The 24258-nt window shown below is 37.3% G+C and carries 16 protein-coding genes; 1 reads left to right on the top strand and 15 read right to left on the bottom strand.

The window, feature by feature from the left end:
* Positions 1-39: 39 nt before the first annotated feature.
* The 3 genes from RR062_03335 to RR062_03325 are packed head-to-tail and all read right to left on the bottom strand — an operon-like array spanning position 40 to position 8086.
* On the bottom strand, positions 40-1110 hold the full coding sequence (locus RR062_03335) for a DUF2804 domain-containing protein (protein ID MEG2026744.1): 1071 nt from the start codon (positions 1108-1110) through the stop codon (positions 40-42).
* Complete coding sequence (locus RR062_03330; GenBank protein ID MEG2026743.1) at positions 1110-4886, bottom strand: UvrD-helicase domain-containing protein; 3777 nt, start codon at positions 4884-4886, stop codon at positions 1110-1112. Before RR062_03330 ends, RR062_03335 begins: the two co-directional genes overlap by 1 nt.
* On the bottom strand, positions 4886-8086 hold the full coding sequence (locus RR062_03325; GenBank protein MEG2026742.1) for a PD-(D/E)XK nuclease family protein: 3201 nt from the start codon (positions 8084-8086) through the stop codon (positions 4886-4888). Before RR062_03325 ends, RR062_03330 begins: the two co-directional genes overlap by 1 nt.
* 196 nt (positions 8087-8282) lie before the next feature.
* Between RR062_03325 and RR062_03320 the strand changes: the two genes are divergently transcribed.
* Entirely contained in the window at positions 8283-9329 is a 1047-nt protein-coding gene (locus RR062_03320; GenBank protein ID MEG2026741.1) for a hypothetical protein, read from the top strand.
* 219 nt (positions 9330-9548) lie between these two features.
* On the opposite strand, the gene RR062_03315 is transcribed toward RR062_03320, so the two are convergent.
* From RR062_03315 to mnmG, 12 genes are all read right to left on the bottom strand, one after another.
* Complete coding sequence (locus RR062_03315; GenBank protein ID MEG2026740.1) at positions 9549-10517, bottom strand: EFR1 family ferrodoxin; 969 nt, start codon at positions 10515-10517, stop codon at positions 9549-9551.
* A gap of 163 nt (positions 10518-10680) precedes the next feature.
* Positions 10681-11190: a tRNA adenosine(34) deaminase TadA gene (gene tadA, locus RR062_03310; GenBank protein ID MEG2026739.1), complete on the bottom strand. Its 510-nt coding sequence runs from the start codon at positions 11188-11190 to the stop codon at positions 10681-10683.
* Positions 11168-12871, bottom strand: coding sequence for a glycoside hydrolase family 2 TIM barrel-domain containing protein (locus RR062_03305; protein ID MEG2026738.1), 1704 nt, complete (start codon positions 12869-12871; stop codon positions 11168-11170). The genes tadA and RR062_03305 overlap by 23 nt, the downstream gene beginning before the upstream one ends.
* A 58-nt stretch (positions 12872-12929) precedes the next feature.
* Positions 12930-13907: a hypothetical protein gene (locus RR062_03300; protein ID MEG2026737.1), complete on the bottom strand. Its 978-nt coding sequence runs from the start codon at positions 13905-13907 to the stop codon at positions 12930-12932.
* A gap of 154 nt (positions 13908-14061) precedes the next feature.
* On the bottom strand, positions 14062-16077 hold the full coding sequence (gene ftsH, locus RR062_03295) for an ATP-dependent zinc metalloprotease FtsH (GenBank protein ID MEG2026736.1): 2016 nt from the start codon (positions 16075-16077) through the stop codon (positions 14062-14064).
* Positions 16078-16192: 115 nt separating this feature from the next.
* Positions 16193-16708, bottom strand: coding sequence for a spore protease YyaC (gene yyaC, locus RR062_03290; GenBank protein MEG2026735.1), 516 nt, complete (start codon positions 16706-16708; stop codon positions 16193-16195).
* Positions 16709-18212: 1504 nt separating this feature from the next.
* Positions 18213-18818 (bottom strand): CvpA family protein, encoded by a 606-nt coding sequence (locus tag RR062_03285; protein ID MEG2026734.1) that lies wholly within the window; start codon positions 18816-18818, stop codon positions 18213-18215.
* A 220-nt stretch (positions 18819-19038) separates the two neighbouring features.
* Entirely contained in the window at positions 19039-19629 is a 591-nt protein-coding gene (locus RR062_03280; protein MEG2026733.1) for a CvpA family protein, read from the bottom strand.
* An 86-nt stretch (positions 19630-19715) separates the two neighbouring features.
* Entirely contained in the window at positions 19716-20615 is a 900-nt protein-coding gene (locus RR062_03275) for a ParB/RepB/Spo0J family partition protein (protein ID MEG2026732.1), read from the bottom strand.
* Positions 20616-21383, bottom strand: coding sequence for an AAA family ATPase (locus RR062_03270; GenBank protein ID MEG2026731.1), 768 nt, complete (start codon positions 21381-21383; stop codon positions 20616-20618).
* A 251-nt stretch (positions 21384-21634) separates the two neighbouring features.
* Positions 21635-22294, bottom strand: coding sequence for a 16S rRNA (guanine(527)-N(7))-methyltransferase RsmG (gene rsmG / locus RR062_03265; GenBank protein MEG2026730.1), 660 nt, complete (start codon positions 22292-22294; stop codon positions 21635-21637).
* Positions 22291-24168, bottom strand: a complete 1878-nt coding sequence (mnmG, locus tag RR062_03260) for a tRNA uridine-5-carboxymethylaminomethyl(34) synthesis enzyme MnmG (protein MEG2026729.1) — start codon at positions 24166-24168, stop codon at positions 22291-22293. Before mnmG ends, rsmG begins: the two co-directional genes overlap by 4 nt.
* Positions 24169-24258: the final 90 nt, after the last annotated feature.

The following is a 24258-nucleotide window of genomic DNA, read 5'->3' as shown; positions in this document are numbered from 1 at the left end:
TTCAGCCTTAAAGCAACTTAAATACCTTAACTAGCTAATTTACCAACGATTGTTTGCGTGTTCGCAAAAACCTAAAACATTATTGAGTTGAACGACTAAACCGTCTACTACAATTCGCCCGAAGTAATGTCCAAAAACTTGGTGGCATCTATTGTGAACTACAAGCAAATTTGTTTGGGTTGCGTTGTCAAAAAAAGGTTTAAATATAAGCGAAACCGAGTCGTCGTAACTTGTAATTTGCCAGTCTTTATTATAATCAAGCTCGTGAGTAATGGTAATACCGCCTAATTTGTGAGCAACTCCGTCAACAAATAACATATTCTCGTTAGTTTGACCTAAGTCGCTATTGCCGTAACCTATATTAAGCCCTATTGTCTGTTCGCCACTCTTACCGCTTGCCATACCCCACAACCATTCGTGACGATAAGGCCAACAACCTCTACCGCTATCTACTAAGGCGATAGCTTGACTAAAATCAATATCTTTGCCCTCTAAACTAACTTTTATTGACTTAATATCAAAAAGACGCTTATAGTTATAATAAAATAATTTTTTCTTAAACGGAATACAGTAACACATAGCGTCGCCAGAATTATTAAGAACAAATTCGGCTGTTGCGTTCGAACTGTCGCTACAAGTAATCGAACGACTATCTTTTGCATTAGAGATAAATAAACTAAGTTTTTTATTGTAAAATTGTAAATTATGAATATGACCGCTTGTAGTAGGTAGCGCCATACCACGAGAACAAAATAGTCTAAACACGCTTGTTACGTGTCGAATGCCGGTTTGTAGGTCGATTAGCGTAAAACAAGCGTTGCCTGCGTAAGTTACGTGACCGTAGGTAACTTGTAGACAATATTTTTGGTTAAAAACTTGGTAAAACTCCCACTCTTTAAGTTTGCTCTTATGCTTGATATATTGACGGTTATAAATAAAAAGGTCGCTTGTAGCAAACGAAGGGCAAGTAAGCTCTCCCGAAGAATTAAGTAGGGGCGTAGCTTTGTTACTCTTAACTTGGTTAGGAGTAAGATTACTTAAAACTTCCCTACCGTCTAATTCGGGCAAAGGCTGATTTGTTAAGCTGTTAAAATTGTAATTGATGTTCATTAGTTCACCTTAATAATTAAATTATCCTTTATTGACATAATATAGCTAGAAACGTTGTCGCTTGCAAATATTTGTTTTACCGCTAGCGTATAGGCTGTCATTTGCGCTAAATAGCGCTCTCTTAGCTTGTCTCTTCTACTTGCGTATTTGAAATCTATTATGTTAATTTGTCGACCGTTTATAATAAGCAAGTCAATAATACCTTGCAAAGTAACGTTGTCAGTAATATCGCTTGTTGGAAATATTTTAGAATACGGCAAGCTAGCTAAAAAGGGCGCTTCGTGATATATTTGCCCTAAACATAAAGTTTTCAACTGCGGGTTTGAGCTACATTTTGCAATTTGAGCTTGGTCGAGAATATCTCCAACTTGTTGTAAAATTACATTCTCGCTAATCAATGTTTGAACTACTTGATTTACTTGTTGAATAGAGCTGTCAAGTTGCAAACGTTCAAAAACCTTGTGGTAAGCCGTACCTAGTAGACTTGCCGAAACCGTATCGAGTTCTTCTAATTGCGGTTGCTTTTGAGCCGTATTGCCGTTTAAAATTGTAGCGTTACTCAACGTCGTATTGTCAATAGGCGTAAAACTACTTATATGGTCGGCATTTGTTACTGCTAAATTACCCGAACTTACTCTAAGACCGAGTTGCTCTAACTCAAAATACGTCTTATTAGTAGACGCTATGATGTCGTTTAAAGATTGTTCCTTGACTTCTTCGCCGTTTGACAAGTCAAATGTATACGGAATTGTTTCGTCCTCGTCCCACTTAATACCGCTTGCCGTTACTTTAAGTGGCATTGACAAATTCTTTTTAAAAGGGTAAACATAATTTATGTCGGCTAGAAATTGTTGTTCGTTAGTATTTTGCGTAGGCAAATCTTGGCAATAGACACCTTTACTTAAATTATTTAGATTAGAAACGATTGGAATGTTAGCTTTTTTTGCGCCGTAAAGAACAAAATCTTTAATACTAGTCGCAAGACGAGCGTTGACTATTTGCCTATCTTTTTTTACGTTTACTACAAGAATAAGTTGGTTCTTTGCCCTTGTCATAAGCACGTAAAGAAGTCTAAGTTCTTCTTCTTTACTTGTAAAACTTGCAAACATTCTTGTCGCAAACATAGTTAGAGAGGGCGAAGAAGTCATATTCTCAAAGTCGTAATTCTCCATAGCAAAGCCTAAGCGTTTGTCTACGCTTACCTTAGACTTGTCGTTTATAAATTCGCCAGAAATATTCGCTCCTATTACAATGGGAAATTCTAGCCCCTTGCTCTTATGAATTGTGGTCATAAAGACGCCTTGACTAGCCGTTACGTCGCCACTAGACTCTTGTTCGTCGTACAAATCTATGTATTGTAAATATTTGCTAACGCTTTGCGAATAACTCTTGCCGTAAATTTCTTGAAGAAAATTTTGAAAGTTAACAAGTCTTGACTGCCCGTTAGGTAGCGACAACACGTGAAGATTGTAGTAGAATTGTAGAGTTAGCCGTTGAAGTAAAGCGTCTACCGAAAGGGTATAGCTTGCAAGTAAGTAATCGTTAATCAGACCTAAAAAACAACAAACCTTGTCGGTTAAACGCTCTTTGTCTGCCTTGCCTAATTCCTCTATTTGTATTGACTGTTGATTAATATTTTGCGTAACTTGCGTAGTATCGCTAACTGCTTGGTTTGACAAGATGTCGTCTATGTCAATTTGATTGATTTCTTGAAATACCTTTGTTTGCTCAAAATTATCTTTGTTTGTCGTTTGAACTTGTCCTAGCAAAAAGTTAAATTTCTCGGTGTCTTTACCGCCAAAAGCTACAAAAGCGTCAAACCAACTGCGACAAGGGACGCTATGTTTAATCAAACTTAAATCGTCCTGCGTAAAACCGCCAAAACAAGATAACGCTACGCCCGCAAAATAGATATCGTTATAGGGGTTGTCTAACATTCTTAAAAAATTAATTAGGTCGGCGCACTCTTTGCCGGAATACTTGTCGGCTAGCGTGGTGACTACGGGAATATTCTCTTGTTTAAGCGCAAGATAAATTGATTTGCTTTGATGTTTGCCTGTTCTGCATAAAATAGTAATGTCGTTATATGTTACGGCTCGACGAATTCTATTGCCGTCTTCTTCAAACTCTCTAATCGAACCTACAAGGCTCTTAACTAGGGAAACGATGGTCTTAGCCTCGTTGTTGTCTTCGCCCTCGACATAATTTGATATATCGGTAATATCGTAGGGGGCGACAACTTCGGGTTTGTCGTCGTCTTCTTCGACCCTAACGATAGAAAAGGGCGTTGAAGGGTTAAATAATAATTTCTCGCTATGCAAATTTGCCGTATTTAAATAGTCTACCTTGCCAAAGTTTGCCGTCATACAATAATTAAAAACTTTGTTGACTTCTTCTAAAATACGGTTGTCGGCTCTAAAATTATCGTTAAGTTCAACTACGCTTGAAGAAGCTTGGTTTACAAAACTTTGCTTCTTATCTAAGAAAATATTGGGGTCGCATTGACGAAAACCATAGATAGATTGTTTAACGTCGCCAACCATAAATAAGCTAGAACATTGACTTAAACGAGAAATAATCTCCTCTTGAACGCTATTGATATCTTGATATTCGTCAACATAGACTTGCTTGTACCTTGCCGAAAGTTCGGCTCTTGCTTGGTCGTTATCAAGCACGTTAAGCGTTAGATGTTCTAGGTCGGCAAAGTCAAGTAGCGCCCTTTCTTTCTTGTACACGTAGTATGCGTCGTTAAAAGAAGTGATATAACTGGCAAGTTGTCTAAGAATTGGCAAAGACTGCGACGCAGTTTTGAGTTGCTCGCTGGGCTTTAAACCGTCTAATTTAGTATATTTTTCAATAATATTCTTTTTTGCGCTATCGAGCGTATCTTTAATAATTTCAACAAATTCTTCAAATTCCCCTTGACTAATATGAAAAGCCGTATCGTACTGTTTGCAACTTGCCGAAAAAGTTTGCATCTTCTCCCTTTGGAAAAAGTTTGTAAGCAATATGTCAAAACTTTGGCTTGGGGCGACTGCAAAATAGCTAGATAGGTATTCGCAGTGGCTTGCAAGTTTAGTTGCGCCTAAATGCTTGGCTTTGATTGCAAAATCATAAAAAGTACGGCTATAATCTTGACTTGTTGTGACAAAATCGTCGTGAAGAACTTGTAAGAATTGACTGTTTGCCGACTCGTAATTTTTCAAAGTATCTTCAAACCACTTATTGAAGTCGGGCAAGCACCTTGAAAACTCATATAATTTGTAAATTTCCTCTTTAAACGCCTTGTTGCCACGAGAAAGATTGTAAATTTGACATAATCTATAAAAGTCTTCGTTATGAGCCTTATTATACTCTTTAAGCACTTCGTCAAAAACCTTATCTTTATAGGAATTTGCAAGCATGGGGTCGACTAAATTAAAGTTGGGGTCTATATCTACAACATAGAAATACGTTCGCAACGTTTCTAGACAAAAACTATGCAAGGTAGAAATACTAGATAAATCTATCTTTTCGCATTGAGCCTTAATATAGTCTTGACTTGCATAATTTGCAAGCGCCTTATTTAACCGTTGTTTCATTTCGCAGGAAGCAAGGTTGGTAAAAGTTACAACAAGTATTTGTTCAACCGTAACCGCTCTTGAAAGAATTTGTTGAACTAGCCTTTCAATCATTACGCTTGTCTTGCCTGTGCCTGCCGAAGCCGAAACAAGTAGCCTAAAAGAAGGGTTCTCTATTGCCTCTTTTTGATTTCCCTTTGGGGTAAATGGCGTCATTATTGTTCCCCCTTTTGCATAATTTTTTCAATATCGGCGGGCTTGATTGACGTGTAATCTTTACGCATACAATTATTTGCAAGGTCGCTTGCTTTGCAAATATCAACAAAATCACAACCCTTGCAATCTTGCTCTCTGCTTGTAATTGGGGCTTGCTTGATATATCCGCATTTGAGCAGTCGTTCGGCTTGCTTGATACAGTATATTGCGTAAGACATTTGACTGTTTAATTGATTGGTTGTGATTAAACTACTTGAATTAGGCGACTTGGTCAGCTCGTTATTTTTTAGTCCAACCGATAACAATTTTGATTTGCCGTTAAGTAGCCTAGTATCTAGGTTGGTTAAGCCGTCAAAGTCGTCAATACTTCTACCAACAAAGGAAAACTCTCTTTCCTTCTTGTCTTGACTAGTAAATCGGTCGCTTAAAGGTAGATAATAAAAGCCTAGCGGAATCATTGTCATATCGGGATAAAGCTTATCTTTGACTGCGATAAGATATATAAGTAGTTGAAGTTTTCGCCCCATATAGAGCAAGCTCTCTTTATAATTTGCGCTAGCAAAACTGCTCTTGTAGTCGATACACACAAAATAATTCTTGTAAACGTCAATTCTATCCACAACGCCTTTAAGTTTAATATCTGTCCCTTCGACTTTTAAGGCTTCAAAAATACCGTTCTTAACGCCAAAACCAACCTCTGCGCCATAATTGACAAAGTTGCTATTTAAAAAATATCCTTTAATTTGTAGCGCAAGATTACAACACTCTTTCTGCAACAGTCTAATCGTTGCGGAGTTGACGCTATCCTGCGTAATACTGGAATAAAAGTCTTGCGACATTATGCTTTTAAAGATGTTATTTGTCTTGGCTATTGTTTGTTGCTCGCTCTCTGCCCTATCAAACTTGCTTACATACTGCTCTAACACAGCGTGAAGAATAATACCAAACAATCTTGGGTCAAGTTCGGCCACCTCACGTGGGGCAAGTCTAAGTCCGTATCTTAAATAGTGTTTGTAAGGACATTCGTAGAAACACTCAATTTTACTAATGCTTGTTGCGTCGCCTTCTAATAGAAGACTGCTAGAAGAAATATTGTCGGCGTCTTGCTTATACTCAAATTGTTTTACAACGTCGCCGAAAAACTTATTTAAAAGGTCGCAATTTACGCTTGTAACTTTTACTTTATCCTTAATTTTTCTTGCGTTAGTAATGACGGCGGATTTGGCTAAATTAACCGTATATATGCGCTCGTCTAAGGCGTAGTAAACCGGGTATTCGTCGCAATCTTTGGTAAACAATTTTGTTAAATAGCCGATAAAATTTGAGGGCAACGCAACGCTTTCTACTGCTACGCTAGATTGTTTAAGGCTGTAAGAAACATATAAATGTTTAGGTTCTTGCAGTAGTTGATAAAGGCTTATCTTCTCACGCTTATTTTCAAGATACATACTATATTGCAAATCAACGCCGTAAGTTTTTAACAACTCAATGCTCTTATCGTTGAGCAGTTTAGTGTCCTTTTTAACTATCGGCATAGCGTTTTGATTTGCCCCTAGCAAGGCTAAAATATTGATGTCGTGTTTGCGAGCTCTTGCCATATTAGTAAATACTACGCAATCATTTGTTAGCGGTAGTACGCTAATGCTCTTGCTAACTAAGCCCGTTGACAACACCTTAATAAATTCTTCTAATTTAAATATAATTTCGCCTACGCTAGAAGTTAGTTCGTCTAATACTTGATTAAGCTTGTTTGAAGCTTGTTTGCTTGACGCAACATAACGAGTTAGCCCCTTAGATAAGCATAGTTGGTCAAATTGTTGACTAGCCGGAATAATCTCGCTTGCAATTTGTTTAAGGGCAATGCAATAATTTGTAGCCGTATCTATGGGTTTAATTGCAATTTCTGTAAGTTGGGCAAGCCTATTACTAACGGCAATAGCCGAATTATAGTCTACCATCTTGTCAAGTTTGCCTAAGGTTAAATTAAAAAAGTTGTAAGAAACATTATATTTAAGGCAATAATTCTCAAATAAAGCTACTTGCCTAGTCATACCAAAAAGACAATTTTTAACAAAATTAAAAACATTGTCTTGTTTAAAATTATTTTTAAACATAACTAAATAATCAACTAAGTATTGACAAATTGGGTGATTATAAAGGCAATCTTTGTAATCCATAAAGAAAGGAATGTCATATTCCTTAAATACTTGTTGAACGCTTAACCGATATTTTTCTACGTCGCTAAGAACGCAATAATAATCTTTGTAACGTCCGCCTTGACGAACGTGACTTGAAATATGTTGAGCTAGGGCGACTACCTCGTCGTTTACCGTTGGCAAAGCGTAGATCGTAAGTTGGTCTGGCGAAACTTTCAATTTATCTACTTGGTCGTAGCAATAAACCTTGCTCATTTGCCTAGAAAAATCACTGTCGAAAGATTGCTCGGTTTGCACGTATTTATCTACGCCGAGCTGTTCGGCAAGTTCGACCAACTGCGAAAAACAGTCGTTAGGAAATAAATGTTTAGTAGACTTATCTTGCGAATACAGTACGGCGGTAGTAATGTTTAACGAATATTTAGCAAGTTCGCCGATTATTGCTTGTTCTTGTACCGACAAACTCTCAAAATCGCATAAATAAAAGTAGGACGAGGCGATGAACTGACTTGTAGAAATAGCCTCTATAAGCATTTCGAGTTTGCTAGCCGAATCTATGTATCCGCTTGACAAATACTTTTCGTATTCGCTATAAATTAATACAATATCTTGTAATTTTGACTTGATTGAAGGCGGAAGAAGGTCAACTTTGATTTTTTCGGGAGGAATACGGCTATACTTTAATTGGCAGATAATTTCATAGATGTTTTCGGCAAAGCCAGCCGAAGAATATCCTAGCTTGTAACAACAAAAATTATCTTTTTGCCTATTGATAATTGCGCTAAGCGCCATTAAAGCCGACTGCTTATTTAAGTAATTGCACTGCGGTAATATTCTTGTGGCAAATCGGCGAATTGTAAGTACTTCGATATTAAAACTACCGCCTAACTTGTCAAGAATAAGTTGTTCAAACGACATACTTGCTCGGTCTGGCACTAATACGATATGTTTATGCGCAAGACTAAGGGGGTTTACCTTTGATAATAAACCTAAGATGTAACTACTTGCATTTTTATAGGAATTTGCGCCGTAAATATTTAGCATATCTTCCTTACATTAATTTTTGCAGTACTTTAATTATAAGCTAAATAGTAAGTTTATTCAAGTTAAATTGCAAAATTTACTTGTATAGAATATAAAACTGTGTAAATTTGGTTAACTTTTTATAAATTGATTATTTATAATTGAAGTTTGCGCTGTTATATGATATAATCAAAGAATATTTATTGAGAGGTCAAAAATGAAAAAAATTAGTTTTATTAGCATTCTTTTAGTTTTAGCGCTACTTGTTACGGGTTGTTCTAAGCCCACAATTACGCAAACTCAGCGTTGGAACGTAGATATCGAACCCGAAACGCATACTTATGATATAAGAGTAATCGACTCGTTAAATACGCTTGTCGCAGGCAAGGTCGTAAGCGCAGACAGACCGACTTTGCACGAAAATACCGACCAAGTAAAACCGCTTAGCGCCGTCGGCAAATATGTTACAAAGATTGAGAATATTAGCGTTGAGGACAAAAAGCAAAAATACTCAACCGACCTTTCGCTAGTTGAAACATATAGCGTCAATGGGCTTAGCCAAGCATTTATAAATCAAGTAATAGAGGCTGGGATTGCTACTCTTAGCAAAGACGGCTTAGAACTTAGCATTACCACTACGATTGCGTCGTATACCGAGTATAATTCCGGCAACTGGCAACCAATAAGTTCTTCTAGGTCGGTACAGGGCGTTTACGTAGGCAAAGCAAGGCAAGTCTACAATCATTACAACATATTCTGCAACTACGACTACACGGGCAAGAAATATATTTGCAAATCAACGTTTAGCAACTATTTAGATACGCCTACCAAAGTAGAGAAGGAGATTACATTTACCGGCAAAGTTTACGATAACAATATGCTATTTCTTATTATGAGAACATTTAGTCCGGCTCAACTCAATGCAGGTACGCCTCTGCCTATACTTGAACCATTACAAAATGATAAAGTTATGTCTCTTCAATTAAAGTCCGCCGAGACCGACCGAGTTACCCTCACGGGTAGCGTGGGCGAGGGCGATAACAAAGTTGAAGGCATTAGCAACGAATTTGCCTTATTTGCATTAGCCACGCAGGGAATGAGTATGGGTATGTGGTGCGAAAAGAACCAAACAAAGATATTTATGCTTAACCCCGTAAATACCTATGTTCCGGTTAAAATTCAATATGGCTATCTTGTACTTACCCTTAACGCTAGCGGACTAGCGGAATTAGGCGTAGTAAATAAGCCCGAAGTTAAACCATAAACGTTTAATTACGCTAAATTAACAACCTTACAATTTAATTAATTGTTAAAACAAAATACCACCTTAGTAATAAGATGGTATTTTTTGTATAGATTAAATTTTGTTTTTAATTTTTGTGTCCTTATCGTTTATAATAGCGTTTACGCTTTAAGTGTGTTAAGTATTATAACTACTTACTCTTTTGACTTGTTACCGCCTTAAATACAGTTTACTAACTACCTATGCGTCGTCGCCTTTATCTTGGATATTTTCGGTTTGACTAGCTACCGCATCAATATCTTGTTTAACGCTTTCGGTTTGACTAGCTACCGTTTGAAATTCTTCTTTTAAGGAATTCTTTTTATAATATTTTAAAAAGGTCTTAAAATAGCCTTTTGTTTGGCTTGTAATGTATTCGCCGGGGATAGAGTCGTCGCTTGCAAGTTTTTCAAAATCATAATTGCCGTTTACTTTAAATCGGTTGACTATGCCTGCTTTTACGGCATTTTGCGGACAAGCCATAGCGCAAGCCATACACATAGTACACTTATGACCAAACTTAGCTACGCCATTGACAAGCGAAATGTTGTTCATTGGGCAAATCTTTACGCACTTGCCACAGCCTACGCATTTATCCGTAGCTTTAATAAGTCTGCCGTTAAGTTTAGTTCCCAACCACTCTACTCTAAATGACATACTCCACATAATAGCCGGCAAACTATAATGAATTTTATCGCTTTTGCCCGATAAAACCTTGTCTACAATTTGTTTTGCCATTGACTTAGTATGTAGGTACATTTGTTTTGCCAGCGAATCGGGGTAACGAAACAAAATATTGTAAGGCATTAGTAAGTGAGTGTCGGTCAAGACGTGGTAGCCCTTCTTACTTAAAATGCGGTAAAGAGAATAAGAAGAAGCGTTGTTGAGCTTAAACGGCTCTCCGCTAGTCTTAAATATAAAAGTTGGAACGTTGTCGACATCTGGCAACAACTTAGCGTACTTTAAAACAATTTGAGGGGTATTAAAAGCGTGAACAGGGTACCCAAAACCAACTACGTCATAGGCTTGGCTTGGCGGAGGTAAAAAGGGGTAGGTAATTTTGACCTGCCGTACTTCGTATCCTCGCTTGGTAAGTTGCTCGGCTATAAAGTTTGTAGCTATACCGGTGTTGCCCGTACCGCTAAAATTGTAAATTAATGCATTTGCCATTAATAGACGCCTTTTTTTTAAAATATTTTGCTTTGGTAAAATTATACTTAGCTATAAATTACATTTGGTTACTTTCTTTATATTTATTAAATTTTAAATTTACTTTAAAATAAATTTTATCTAAATATATAACAGTAATTTTAATCTTAAACTTCGTAATAGTTTAAATCTTTTTATTAATTTTTTTGTCTAAACTTTTAGCCTTCTTTCTCTTATTTGCAAAGTATAGGCTAATTAATTTCGAACATTCTTCTTGCATAATTCCGCTAGTTACGGTTACGGTATGGTTAAGTTTAAAGGTCTTTGTTAGGTCGATTACGCTACCGCAACAACCTGCGTTTAAGTCGTAAGCGCCAAAAATAATGCGTCTAATACGAGCGTTTACTGCAACCCCTACGCACATAGCGCAAGGTTCGAGCGTGACGTATAAATCGCAATCTTGTAGACGCCAGTCACGCAACCTTCGACTTGCTTTTTTTAGCGCAATTACTTCGGCGTGTCCTAAGATATCCCCTTTACGCCTCTTGTTTGTGGCGTGGGCAATAATTCTACCGTCTAGCACAACAATAGCCCCTATTGGAACTTCGTCGTGACGGCTTGCCTTTTGAGCCTCTAAAAGAGCCAAACGCATATAATCTAGGTCGGTCAAATTAGTCGATTTTAATTCTTTCATTAAATTCTTTTATCCTGTCAATATCAAATTTGCATACTAAGCGGTCGTAAGTGATTAAGCCGTTAACTTCGTCCTCTACGTCGGTTAGCTGAGTATAAATCGCTACGCTTAGCCCCTTGCTAATATATGGAATAACTTGACTAGAATATAGTTTAACGTAGGCGTTAAACAACTTGTCTTTGTCTTTAAATTTCTTGTAGCCAAAAGTCTTGCCGACGTTAAAAATATGGTCGGGTACAGCGTAGGAGTATCCGCCAAATTCGGTCAAAGCAATAGCTCTATTGTCTTTAATTATTGGTACTTTTTTAAAGTAAATATGTTGAGAGGCAAAGTCGCCTGCGCCTTGGTCGTGCCAACCGCTAGCCGAATCGACTAGCCTAGTAGGGTCGACTTGTTTGGTGTACGCCGTAACCTCAACGCTGTCGAATTGTCCCCAACCCTCGTTGAACGGCGTCCAAACACACAAACTCACGACATTTTGAAGATAAGTAAGCATTTCTTTATATTCTTTATAGAATTGAGTTCGACTTGCATCGTCGCTTCTTCCAAAGCGTTTATATTGATTATCTTTAATTTTAATATTAAAAAAAGGTAAATACATTGTGGTAGATTTGCTATACTTACTACCGCCGTTTATCATATCTTGCCATACTAACATACCTAATAAATCGCAATAATAGTACCACTTTAACGGCTCTATTTTAATATGTTTTCTAAGCATATTAAAGCCCATTTTTTTAGCCGTAAGAATGTCTTGTTGCATTAATTCTTGGTTTGGCGGAGTAAGCAACCCGAGTTGATTGTAGCCTTGGTCGAGCAACCCGTTTAAAAAAACAACTTTGTTGTTGAGAAAGAAACGTTTATAGCCATACTTATCTTTTTCTATTGAGAATTTACGCATACCAAAGTAGCTTGTTACTGCGTCGGTATCGCATATTACAAGTAGGTCGTATAGGTCGGGACAGGTTGTATCCCAAGCGTGAAAGTTATCTAATTGTATTGTGGCGGTGTCGCCCTCAAACTCGCATACTGCGACTTCTTCGCCCTCAAAAGAAACAAGGGCGTTAAGATTAGTCAATTTGCCTACGCTCTCGACTGTTATTACCACCTTAGAATTGTCATAATCGGGTACGACTTTTAAAGAAGATATGTAATTTCTTTCTACGCTTTCTATCCACACGGTTTGCCAAATACCGCTTTGCATAGAATACCAAATACCGCCACGCTTTATTCTTTGTTTGCCTCGTGTATGATAGCTTGTATCGGTATAATCTTTAACTATTAATTTAATGTTGTTTTGCCCGGCTGCTACAAATTCGGTGATGTCATAACTAAACGGAGTATAACCGCCAACGTGATTGCCTACAAAGTTTCCGTTGATAAAACAATCGCAAATGCTGTCTACTGCTCCAAAGTGCAAAAGAATTCGCCCCTTGTTAAAGCCCCGCTTAATTTCAAAGTCTAAGTTATAATGTAAATAGTCTTGTGGCATAACAACTTTTTCTACCCCAGACAACTTTGCCTCGGGTGAAAATGGAACAATAATTTGTCCGTCGTAATTTGTAGGGAAATCTTTACTATTTGTAATAGAATACTGCCACAAACCGTCTAGGCTTAGAAAACTTTGTCTTACAAGCTGAGGACGAGGATATCCGCCCTCTATTTTATCTAAATTTTTCATTTTTACTCTCGCTATAAAAAACAAGAATATTGTTGATATTCTTGTCTTTAATTTTTAGTTATGTTTTGTCATTGTCGTTATCGTCTTGGTCGGTCAACTTATATTCGACATTTTCAATGCGGTGCGTTAGGCTATTTAAATCTTCTTGCCTACGTAAATTTTGTTCTTCTTGACTAACTACTTCGACTTCGTCGGCGTAAATAGTTGTTTTGTCTTGTGGCTTAGTCTCGGTTGCAACGTCTTTTTTGCCCTTTTTGCCCTTGCCTTTATGCTGACTTATCGGTAGCTCGGGTTGCGACTTAGGTTGCTCGCCGTCTACGCTTTGGTCTTTTTGCTCGGGTTGACTGCCCTCTTGACTTGGGTCTTCTTCTTTAATACTTTGAGCTATCTCTTGGTCTTTAATCTCTTGGTCTTTTTCCTTCTTTTCTTCGGCGCTTTCGAAGATGGTCGTCATTGATTTCTTTTTGTATTGTTGCGAGCATTGGCGTTGACCTTGAAGTTTAACCGCTTCGGCACGAGCTAACGCCTCGTCGGCTACATATTTGGGCTTTAATCTCTTAATATTGAAATCAATAATATCAAAACGAATACCCAAAACCTTAATAAAGGTATCAGCTATAAAGCAGCGCAAAGTATCTACGGTTTCTTCTACCTCTGCGCCTATTACCGACAAAGTTATGGTTAGCTTAATGCCTGCTTCGTTTTGCGAAACTTTGACTTTTTTAATACTTGCCCCTCCTACTCGTCTTGCCGAGTCGGCAACTAAAATTCTTATAACTTTAATGGTTGTTTTTGTTGTAGAGGCGTCGTCTGCAAACAGCACAAGCGACTTAACGTTTCCGCCCGAACTAAATATTGACCACAGCAAATAAACAGCGTCGATTAGAAACAGCGTCGCAAGAATAATGAAGATTACCATACGAGTTACTCCGTCGATAGTGAGAGTAAACACCGTAAGTACTACTTCAAGCGACATAGATATTACACCTAAAATAATTAAGGCTACGAGCGCAACCTTATCTGCTGATTTTCTCATAAAAATTTCTCCTTATACTATTATGTGTAATGATACCACTTTTTACCTTAATTTTCAATACAAATTTACTAAATGTTTAAAAGATATAAAAAAACACAAGCTCGTTGATAACAAAGAACTTGCGTTTTTTAAATACGACTTGTATTATTATTTATTAATCTTTTGAGGTAGGTTCTTCAACCTTAGTCGGTTCAACCTTGGTCGGTTCGGCAACTTCTTCGCTAACTACCGAGTTTGCCTTAGCTATAAGCTTACTAGCGTCCTCTTCCATTGATTTAATCACTTCTTCCGCCGATGTTCCGTTAATCAACATTTCAACTTGTTTGCTATGAATTGTTTCCATTTCGAGCAATACTTTTGCCATATTGTGCATAACGTCAAGTTTTTCGTTAAGAAGTTTTGTCGCCCTTTCGTGACAGTCGTTGACAATTTTATTTACTTCGCTATCGATTAGCCCTGCCATTTCTTCGCTGTAACCCTTAGTTGTTTGATAATTTCTACCTACAAATATTTCGTCGTCTGTGCCATAATAAAGCGGTCCTAATTTATCGCTCATACCCCACTCGGTAACCATCTTGTGAGCCCGTTGAGTAACGCCTTTGATATCTTGACTTGCGCCAGAAGTAATATTTTGAATTACAAGTTCTTCTGCAACTCGTCCGCCTAGACTCATTGTGATGTCGTCAAGAAGTCTTGCCTTAGTCATGTGCATATTATCGTTCTCGGGACGCATTAAGGTGTAGCCTGCCGCTTGTCCACGAGGAATAATCGTAACTTCTTGCACGGGGTCGCAATACTTTAAAATTGACCCTAATATTGCGTGTCCGGACTCGTGGTACGCCGTTATACGTTTGTCGGGCTCGGTTACAAGGCGAGATTTCTTTTGTGGCCCCATAATAACCTTATTAACGCCTTCGGTAATATCGTGCATAATAATTACTTTGCGTTTTGCTCTTACGGCAAATATTGCCGCTTCGTTAAGTAAATTCTCAATATCCGCTCCGGTAAAACCTTGTGTTATGCGTGCTATTGTTTTGAAGTCAACGTCTACGCCTAAGGGCTTATTACGAGCGTGTATCTTCAAGATTGCCTCTCTACCACGTACGTCGGGATATTGAACATAAATTTGTCGGTCAAATCTGCCCGGACGAAGCAATGCTGGGTCAAGAATGTCTGCACGGTTTGTCGCCGCCATTACTATAACTCCGCTATTTGTTTCAAAACCGTCCATTTCGACAAGTAATTGATTAAGCGTTTGCTCTCTTTCGTCGTTGCCACCGCCTAAGCCTGCGCCTCTTTGTCTGCCGACAGCATCTATTTCGTCGATAAATATAATACAAGGTAAATTTTTCTTTGCCGTGTCAAATAAATCTCTTACTCTGCTTGCGCCAACGCCTACGAACATTTCTACAAAGTCCGAACCGGAAATTGAGAAGAACGGAACGCCTGCCTCGCCTGCGACAGCCTTAGCAAACAGTGTTTTGCCTGTGCCGGGAGGGCCTACAAGAAGTACGCCACGAGGAATTTTTGCGCCTAGTTCGGTAAACCGTTTGGGCGATTTTAAAAACTCGATAATTTCGGCAAGCTCCTCTTTTTCTTCTTCTGCGCCGGCTACGTCGGTAAAGCGTGTCTTAACATTTTGCGTTACCCTTGCTTTGCTCTTACCAAATGTCATATTTTGGCTATTTTGTTGCTTTAACATCTTAAATAAGAACACGCCCATTATTACAACTGAGGCGACTAGCAGTAACGGATAAATTATATCCCACACACTTAATGTTTCGGGGTTGCTATAATTGACAAATACCGTTGAGTGTCCTTCCCCTAGTATTTTTGTGACGTCTTGCGCAAAAGTCGTACGACTAGGCGCATAGAAAGCACGGTCAAAGTATTTTGACATTTTAATGTCGGCTATTTTTTTGTCGCCATTATTTACATCGTTTATGATATTTTGGTACTCGCTACTATTACGATAAATGACTTTAACGGTATATAGCCCATCATAATATACGGCAAATACATTGTCTTTTTTAAGTTCGTTTAAAAATTCGTTGTAGGTAGTATTCTTGTTAGCATTACCGCCCAACATAAATATAAACACAACGACCATAACAATTGCCAAGATAACTAATATCAGGGTGCTTATGGCGCTTCTTTTATTTGTATTCAAATAAATTCTCCTTGTTTCTTAATGTAGCTTATTTTAGCACAATAAGCGCCGAGTGTCAAACTCAACATACAAATTTAAACTTTTTTCACCAATCTTTCATAAGTTTGTGCATTTTTTAATTTGTTACTTCTACGCTAGGGCAATTTTGGCATATAGCTTGACTTATTATTTGCGCAAGGCTATCTACTAAGGTTTGTTTATCAACCGATTTTTTATAAAAGTCCTTTAAACCCCTTTCGGCAACTACGCCCATAATCGAATAATCGCCCAAGCTAGGCAAGTTTTTGTTTGTCGCAGCGCCGGGACAAAGCGGAGCGTCGTTGAAGATAATTTTTCCTATTTCTTCGGTATCGCCAACGGCAGAGTCGACTACTACGATTTTTTTATCGGGGTGAAGTAATTTAATAAACCTATACGCCGACAAGAGGTTTATTGCAGTGATGTTATTATTTGCAATTCCGTATACAAATATAGGCTTGTTCATATTTTCTTGCAAATAACTTCCTACACGTGGACCTAGACTGTCTGCTAAGACGCTGTCTGTGCCTATACACATATAGACTACGTCTTCTTTTGGCAGAACCTTTGCTAGCTCGTTTTTAGCTTCTTGATTATAACCGCTGATTTCCATAATTTTTACTCCTTGTTTATTTATCGAGTAAATTATTGACAAGCTAGTTAGTTATTAATCTTTCTTTTGTGTCGCAACCGAGCAAAACTTGACTTTTTTTGTAGTTTATTTAATTTGAACATTTGCTACTTAATTATCCTTTGCATAAATATTTCGTTACCGCTTGCTAATCGCCATACTTTGCCTTATTAATACGCTTTGCCTAGCCTCTACATAAATATTTCGTTACCGCTTGCTAATCGCCATACTTTGCCTTATTAATACGCTTTGCCCTAGCCTCTACTTAATTGCTAAATTATTTATTTGTAACTTAGATTTGGTTACATTAGTTTACGTAAACGGACTCTTATCTATTACGACATATTGATACTTAACGGAATGTGGATATGTGGATAAATAATGAACATTGTTCATTATACAATATTTTGTTTTATAGGTTTAGTTAGGTAGACTTTGCACGATATTCTTTAATATTTTGGCTAAATAGACTTTGTGCAATATTTATTTTAATATTTTGATAACTTAGGTTTTGTAGGGAATTATTCTTTATTTTTTCGATAGAATAGGTTCGTACGATAGCTTGCCTTACATTGATAGCCCTTATATCTATCTTGAATAATAAGTATGGCGTTTAAGACAAGGGTTGGAGCGTTGCAAGTAGCGTTGTTGTTGTGACAAGCCTTGCTGTTTAAATGTTTCTACATCATTAGTATATTTTCTTAACTAAGTAAGAAAAATTTCACATAAACAACTACAAATTATAAGCAAGGAAAATTTATATGCGATTAAGAATTCTTCGACGTTATCTCCTATAATGTTCCACGTGAAACTATTAATTTACAAAATATTTAATTAGCACGGTTTGAAACAACTAATATTTCACGCCCCTATTACAATTATAATATATTAAGCTAAGTTTTGTTTTTAATTGTTTCACGTGAAACAATTAAATTTTAAGTAAGTGTATAGCAAAACCTGTTTCACGTGAAACAAAGCAACAACGCTAACGCTAAACAATTACTGCGTAATTATAAAGTTTCAAGTATAGTTAACACAAATCAATAAAAGATAAAGACTTGTATTAAAATTAAATAAAACTAAATAATTTGGGATAAATTATAGGTAAAAACTAACTCAACCTATACAAATACAAAAAATACCAGCGTTTAACGCCTCTATTTGACCCACAAGCCAAAATTAGCGTATAGGCTATAAATGTATAGGGGCGTAAGTAGCCCGCTACGATAAGGCATAATTATAGGAAAATTGCAAAACCGTATAGGGAAATTACAATTAAGCGTAAATACAAAAATATATGGCGTAAATGAAAATGTTTAACAAAATAATAAACATTCTTGTAATACAGTACAAATATTAGACAAAACACAATAAACTATAAGTAATTGCTATTGTATCAATATAAAATTAAAATACGGCGGTCAAACCGCCGTATTAATATTTAAAATTACATTGTTAAATTAAATTATAAATTACATAAGATATATTAGGTTGCCGAAAACAAAGACAAAACCCACTTGCCAATAAAGTTTGCATTTTCGTTAGCAATATATTTAATGAAAGCGCCACCGTTAATTTGCGTATCAATAAATTCTAATGCCTTGTATAAAAAAGAACTTTCTTCGGGCGAAGGTATAAGCGTAAGTAGGGCAAAAAGAACGCAAAGTATAACATACCATTTGGCAAGGGCTAAAACTACGCCTAATAAACGGTTGATAGCGCCGGCTTTTTTGCTTTGCTTGCCTACAATAAGTTTTTCAAGAATAAATACAACTATTGACACTGCTATCCAAATTGCTAAAAACCCTACCACCCACCAAACATACTGAGCGATTGTTTCTCCAATTTTTTCGGCTACGATAGGAACAAGCTTGCCGATAGCTCCGCCAACTTGTTTGAAAAACATACAGCCAAGAGCAATTCCACCGCCAAGACTGATTAATTTGAAGATTTGACCGGTAAGTCCTTTGGTTGCGCCTTTAAATATAGCGAGAAGTAAAATAACGCCTACAACAACTTCTAAATATGTAAACGGTCCAAGTTTACCTGCGGTTGAAGTAGAAACTTCTTCAAAAAGTAACAATGAGTTCAAAACTATCCTCCTAATAATGAACAATTAATATATTTTTCATTTTACAGTCATTTAGCCTATAATGCCAACGGTTGCGATTATACTAATTAGTAATATTTTTAAGTTTGTTAAATCGAATTTTTGCTGTTATGTTTAAGTTTTACTAATTCAAGCTTTACATAAATGATATTTATGTATACTTAATTTAATCTTTTTTGCCTAACCTAACTTTGCCAGTCAATTACTTTGCAAAGAAGCTTAGTACAAATTCGCCTAAGGGGTTATTGCCAACAATAATGCCGGGTAATATTTTGCCCCCGATAAATTGCTGTTTAACTATGTCATAGTAAACAAGAATTTGTTCGGGTAGTTGTATTAAAACGTCTACTTCAACAATCAATCTGCCTATTACAGCTACGAAACAGTAGCATACGCCCAAACTCAACGCAATACCAAGCACTTTATCGAGTCTACCTGTAATTTTAGGTCTAACAATTTTCTTTGCAAGCTTTCTTAAAAGCATAAAGATAATGGCTATTATAAAGTATACAAGAAGACCGCAAATTGCGTACCAAGTTATTGTTCCCAGTCCTATTGAATTTAAAACAGGGGTATTTGCTACGGCTGAGTTAATGGCTATTGAAAGGGAGGGAATTAGTTTATCGGCGTAGGCAACCATAGGTTGAAGTAAAAAAACGCAAAACGCTATATATGCCGCAAGCTCGATAAATCCTAGTAGCTGGTTCATAAACCCCTTTGCCATACCTACAAAGAAGAAAATTAACGCAATCACCCCTATTCCAATTTCTACATAAGTAAAACCAGCAATCATATTGTAATCCTCATTTTATAATATCCATAAATAAACTATATGTCCATTTTGCAAAGTATGCAAACATAATTTACAAATATTTATGGCTAGTTAGTCTTTTGTTTGTTTAACCAATCTTTTATAAGTAGACAAATTCTATCTAAATCGTCTTTTGTATAGTAATCTATATGAATACGCCCTTTGTCGTCGCTACCTATCGCCGAAACTTTGGTTGCAAAGGCTCGTTGCATATTATCGACAAGGTCTTTAAGCTCTAAACTTATGCTAGCGACTTCTTTTGTCGGCTTTGGATTATTTAGCTCCCTTACGGCTTTTTCAGTTTGTCTAACGTTCATTTTATTGTCGCAAGCAAGTTCGGCAAGTTTGATTTGGTCGGCAGGTCTTGCTACTACGACTAAGGCTCTGCCGTGCCCCGCCGAAAGTCTACCTTCTTCAATAAATTTAAGCACTTTTGCGTCAAGTGAAAGCAATCTCAATGTATTTGCAATTGCCGGTCTACTTTTACCTAGACGGTCGGCTACGGACTCTTGCGTTAGATTGTAAGAATCAATCAACTCTTTTATGGCACGAGCGGCTTCGATGGGGTTTAGGTCGTCACGTTGAAGGTTCTCAACTAAGCTAACCTCTCTTATTTGTTGTGGCGTGTAGTGACGCACAATAGCAGGTATTGTGTTAAAACCGGCGAGCTTACTTGCCCTAAATCGTCTTTCACCGGCGATTATCATAAATCTTGCGCCGACTTTGGTAAGAATAATTGGTTGAATCACGCCGTGTTGCTTAATGCTGTCGGCTAATTCTCTCAAACTTTCTTCGTTAAAAACTTTACGTGGTTGCTCGTAGTTTGGGTCAATTTCGTTTAACTCTATTTCGGTAGGCTGTTCGCCTAACTCGGTAACTTTTTTTGGAGCAATTTTTTCATCTAGGTCAACGTCGTTCATACCTAGTAGCGACGCATACCCCCTACCTAGACCCTTGTTATTTGCCATTTACTTTTCCTCCCTTGCGATAAATTGTTTGGCTAGCAGTTCGTACGCTACCGCTCCCGAACTATGCGGAGCGTGTTGCGAGATAGGCACGCCAAAACTTGGCGCTTCAACTAGCTTAATATTGCGAGGCACGGGAACATCGTAAACTTTTTGACCAAAATATTTCTGTATTTCGCTAGTGACTTGTTTGCTTATTATAGAACGGTTGTCGTACATAGTAAGTATAACTCCGTTAACTTTTAACGTTGGATTAAGGCGCTGCTTGACAATTTTGATAGTATTCATTAGTTGGCTTAAACCTTCAAGGGCAAAAAACTCGCTCTGTATTGGTATTACTACGCTGTCGGCAGAAACAAGGGCGTTTAGCGTAAGCAAACCGAGAGAAGGCGGACAATCTATAAATATGTAATCGTATATGTGCTTAACTTGGTCAAGACACTTTTTAAGCGCATATTCTCGGTTAGAGAGGTTGACAAGGTCGACTTCGGCGGCGGCTAAATCAATATTGCTCGGCGCTATGTACAAATTGTCAAGGCTAGTTTTTGTAATAATTTTTTCTAGCGGAGCGTCTCCCATTAAACAATCGTAAATACAATTTTTTAGCGTATTTTTTTCAATGCCAAAGGCGCTTGTAGTGTTGCCTTGCGGGTCAAAGTCTACAATTAAAACTTTGCGTTCAAGGTTAGAAACATAGTTTGCAAGATTAATTGCCGTTGTAGTCTTGCCAACTCCGCCTTTTTGATTAGAAAATGCTATAATTTTACCCATATTTACCTCGTTTGTAATGATTAATATACCATATAACTAACAATATTTCAAGTGTTTTATAAAAAATAGAATATTTGTAGCTTTTTGTTTGTAAGAAATATTATTAGCGAATAATTAAATCAACCTTTCCTTTTTATACGCCGTATACTTCAATTTATAAGTTTGAGTTGCTATATATAGTTCGTTTTTATGTGCGTAATATTTTACAATTTTGTATGCGTAATATTTTACAATTTTGTATGCGTAATATTTTACAAGGGGAATTTTTTGGGTTTACCATTTTTTCTTGGGTAAGCCGACGGCGTTTTCGCAATTTTTTCAAAAACTAAGATATTTCTTTCGCCATAGTTTTCGGGCAGTTGAAAATTATAAGTCGCTAAGTGTTTAAGGTTTAGCGTTTTTTCTGCGTTTTGGTAAGGCTCGATACTTGATTTATAAAGCATTATTTGCCCGTTTACAGTCACAAGCTTTGCAAGATATTCTAGTAGCGTTGCGGTGTTTGCAACCGCTCTTGCAGTCGCTACGTCATAACTTTCTTGTAAATTAAGTTCTTCGACTCTTGAAAGGGTAAATTTACAATCTATTTTAAGTTCTTGACATAAAAATTTCAAAAAGTCTATTTTTTTATGATTGCTATCAAGCAGGGTTACGTCAAGGTCGGCTCTAAGAATTTTTAGCGCAACTCCGGGAAAACCAGCTCCGCTACCGCAATCAAGAAGTTTTGCATTTGGTTTAATTAAATTTGCTCCGCAAGCCGAATCGTAGAAATGCTTTATCCATATTTGTTTTGGCTCGGTTAATGCCGTTAAATTGACGTTTTTGTTATACTCAACCAAGATTTGTTGATATTTATTTAGTTTTGCTATTTGTTCGTCGGTTAAATTGATATTAAGTTGAGAAAAACTTATCATTTTGCGCCCCTTACCAATGTGACTATAAGTATAGCTATGTCTGCGGGGGAAACTCCGCTAACCCTACTTGCTTGTCCTAAGCTAAGCGGTCTAATCGCTTTGAGCTTTTGCCTCGCTTCGATACGCAGTCCAAGCGCAGTGTCGTAGTTGAAGTCGGGCGGAATAAGCTTGCTTTCTAGTTTTTCAAATTGCTCTATTTGTAATTTTTCTTTATCTATATACCCTTTATATTTAACGGCTATTTCTACTTGCTCGATTATTTCTTGTTCGACATTTGCAAACATACCTAAATAGTCAAATAATTCTCTCGCAGTAACGTTTGTGCGCTTGATACAATCTTCAATAGAAACGCCCGACTTTACTTGGGCTTCGTCTTTGTCTTGTAAGAAGGCGTTTATTTGGGCGGGTTTAATTATTGTTTTTAAACTGTCTTCGACTAATTCTATTTTAGCTTTTTTGTCAAGATACTTTTGATATCTAAGGTCGCTAACTAAGCCGATATCTCGCCCTATTTGAGTCAATCGCAAGTCTGCGTTATCTTGCCTAAGAGTTAAGCGGTATTCGGCACGACTGGTCATCATTCTATAAGGTTCGTTACTTTGTTTGGTAGTAATATCGTCTATAAGTACGCCTATATAGCTAGTTTGTCTGCCTAAAACTACGTAGTCAAGATTATTTATATGTCTATAAGCGTTTATGCCTGCTATTATACCTTGCGCAGCGGCTTCTTCGTATCCGCTTGTGCCGTTTACCTGCCCGGCGAAGAATAGACCATTAATATTCTTGGACATCAAGTAAGGGTATAACGTAGTTGCGTCAATACAGTCGTATTCGATAGCGTAAGCGTCACGCATAATTTCAACGTTTTCTAGTCCTTTAATAGTAGTGTAAATTTTGTATTGAACTTCCGCCGGCATACTGCTAGATACGCCTTGAACATAATATTCGTTGGTACAAGCGCCTTCGGGTTCGAGAAAAATTTGGTGTTGCTCTTTGTCGGCAAACCGAATAATTTTGTCCTCAATCGAAGGGCAGTATCTTGGACCTACGCCTTTAATCGAACCGCTATATAGCGGAGCTTTGTCAATATTATCAAGTATAACTTGCTTAGTGTCTTGGGTCGAATACGTCAAATAGCAACTGACATTGTCAGCGCAAGTAGAATTGAGGAAAGAGAAAGATTGCATTTTCTCGCCCTCTTGCTTTTGCATTTTATCAAAGTCCACGCTGTTTTTATTTATTCTTGCTGGCGTACCCGTCTTAAATCTCTTTATGGCAAAACCTAACTTTTCCAAACTTGCGCTAAGTTTGTTTGCCGAAGCAAAACCATTAGGCCCTACTTCTTTTATGCACTCGCCGATTATTATTCGACTCTTTAAATATACCCCCGTACACACGACAACTACCTTAGATTTGTAGGTTATGTCAACTGCCGTTGTAACTGCAAATTTATAGTCATTTTCTTCAACTTGCTCGATATCAGTAGCTTCACCCTGTCTAAGCGTAAGGTTGGGCGTGTTTTCAAGCGTTAATTTCATATTTAGGTGATATTTATATTTATCTACTTGGGCTCGTGGCGAATAGACGGCTCTGCCCTTGCCCTTATTTAACATTCTAAGTTGTAGCAAACTCGAATCGGCGCAAAGTCCCATTTGTCCGCCTAAGGCATCTATTTCCCTAACCATTTGCCCCTTTGCCGTACCGCCTATGCTCGGGTTACAAGCGCAATAGGCTACGGTATCTAAGTTTGTTGCAAGTAGAAGAACCTTGCTACCTAGTCTTGCAAGAGCAAGCCCTGCTTCGCAACCTGCGTGTCCTGCGCCGATTACAATAGCGTCATAATATGTGTTAAGAGTTTTTGCCGAATTTGTCATATTTTCCTTATTTATATTGGTGTTATTTATTAATTTAGATAGTTTTGTTTGCGATAATTTTTAGTTATATTTGCTTAGACTTTTTTTGCT

The organism is Clostridia bacterium, from assembly GCA_036654455.1.
Taxonomy (GTDB): domain Bacteria; phylum Bacillota; class Clostridia; order Christensenellales; family CAG-314; genus JAVVRZ01.
The sequence above is the reverse complement of the archived record's forward strand: the minus strand, read 5'-3'. Positions and strand labels throughout refer to the sequence as shown.

What these genes read in the sequence shown, in the direction of transcription:
- tadA (MEG2026739.1), bottom strand. Translation starts at nt 11,190, where the DNA reads ATGAAAGAATTAAAATCGACTAATTTGACCGACCTAGATTATATGCGT.
- RR062_03270 (MEG2026731.1), bottom strand. Translation starts at nt 21,383, where the DNA reads ATGGGTAAAATTATAGCATTTTCTAATCAAAAAGGCGGAGTTGGCAAG.
- RR062_03320 (MEG2026741.1), top strand. Translation starts at nt 8,283, where the DNA reads ATGAAAAAAATTAGTTTTATTAGCATTCTTTTAGTTTTAGCGCTACTT.
- yyaC (MEG2026735.1), bottom strand. Translation starts at nt 16,708, where the DNA reads ATGGAAATCAGCGGTTATAATCAAGAAGCTAAAAACGAGCTAGCAAAG.
- RR062_03275 (MEG2026732.1), bottom strand. Translation starts at nt 20,615, where the DNA reads ATGGCAAATAACAAGGGTCTAGGTAGGGGGTATGCGTCGCTACTAGGT.
- RR062_03335 (MEG2026744.1), bottom strand. Translation starts at nt 1,110, where the DNA reads ATGAACATCAATTACAATTTTAACAGCTTAACAAATCAGCCTTTGCCC.
- RR062_03315 (MEG2026740.1), bottom strand. Translation starts at nt 10,517, where the DNA reads ATGGCAAATGCATTAATTTACAATTTTAGCGGTACGGGCAACACCGGT.
- rsmG (MEG2026730.1), bottom strand. Translation starts at nt 22,294, where the DNA reads ATGATAAGTTTTTCTCAACTTAATATCAATTTAACCGACGAACAAATA.
- RR062_03300 (MEG2026737.1), bottom strand. Translation starts at nt 13,907, where the DNA reads ATGAGAAAATCAGCAGATAAGGTTGCGCTCGTAGCCTTAATTATTTTA.
- RR062_03280 (MEG2026733.1), bottom strand. Translation starts at nt 19,629, where the DNA reads ATGATTGCTGGTTTTACTTATGTAGAAATTGGAATAGGGGTGATTGCG.
- RR062_03325 (MEG2026742.1), bottom strand. Translation starts at nt 8,086, where the DNA reads ATGCTAAATATTTACGGCGCAAATTCCTATAAAAATGCAAGTAGTTAC.
- RR062_03305 (MEG2026738.1), bottom strand. Translation starts at nt 12,871, where the DNA reads ATGAAAAATTTAGATAAAATAGAGGGCGGATATCCTCGTCCTCAGCTT.
- mnmG (MEG2026729.1), bottom strand. Translation starts at nt 24,168, where the DNA reads ATGACAAATTCGGCAAAAACTCTTAACACATATTATGACGCTATTGTA.
- RR062_03330 (MEG2026743.1), bottom strand. Translation starts at nt 4,886, where the DNA reads ATGACGCCATTTACCCCAAAGGGAAATCAAAAAGAGGCAATAGAGAAC.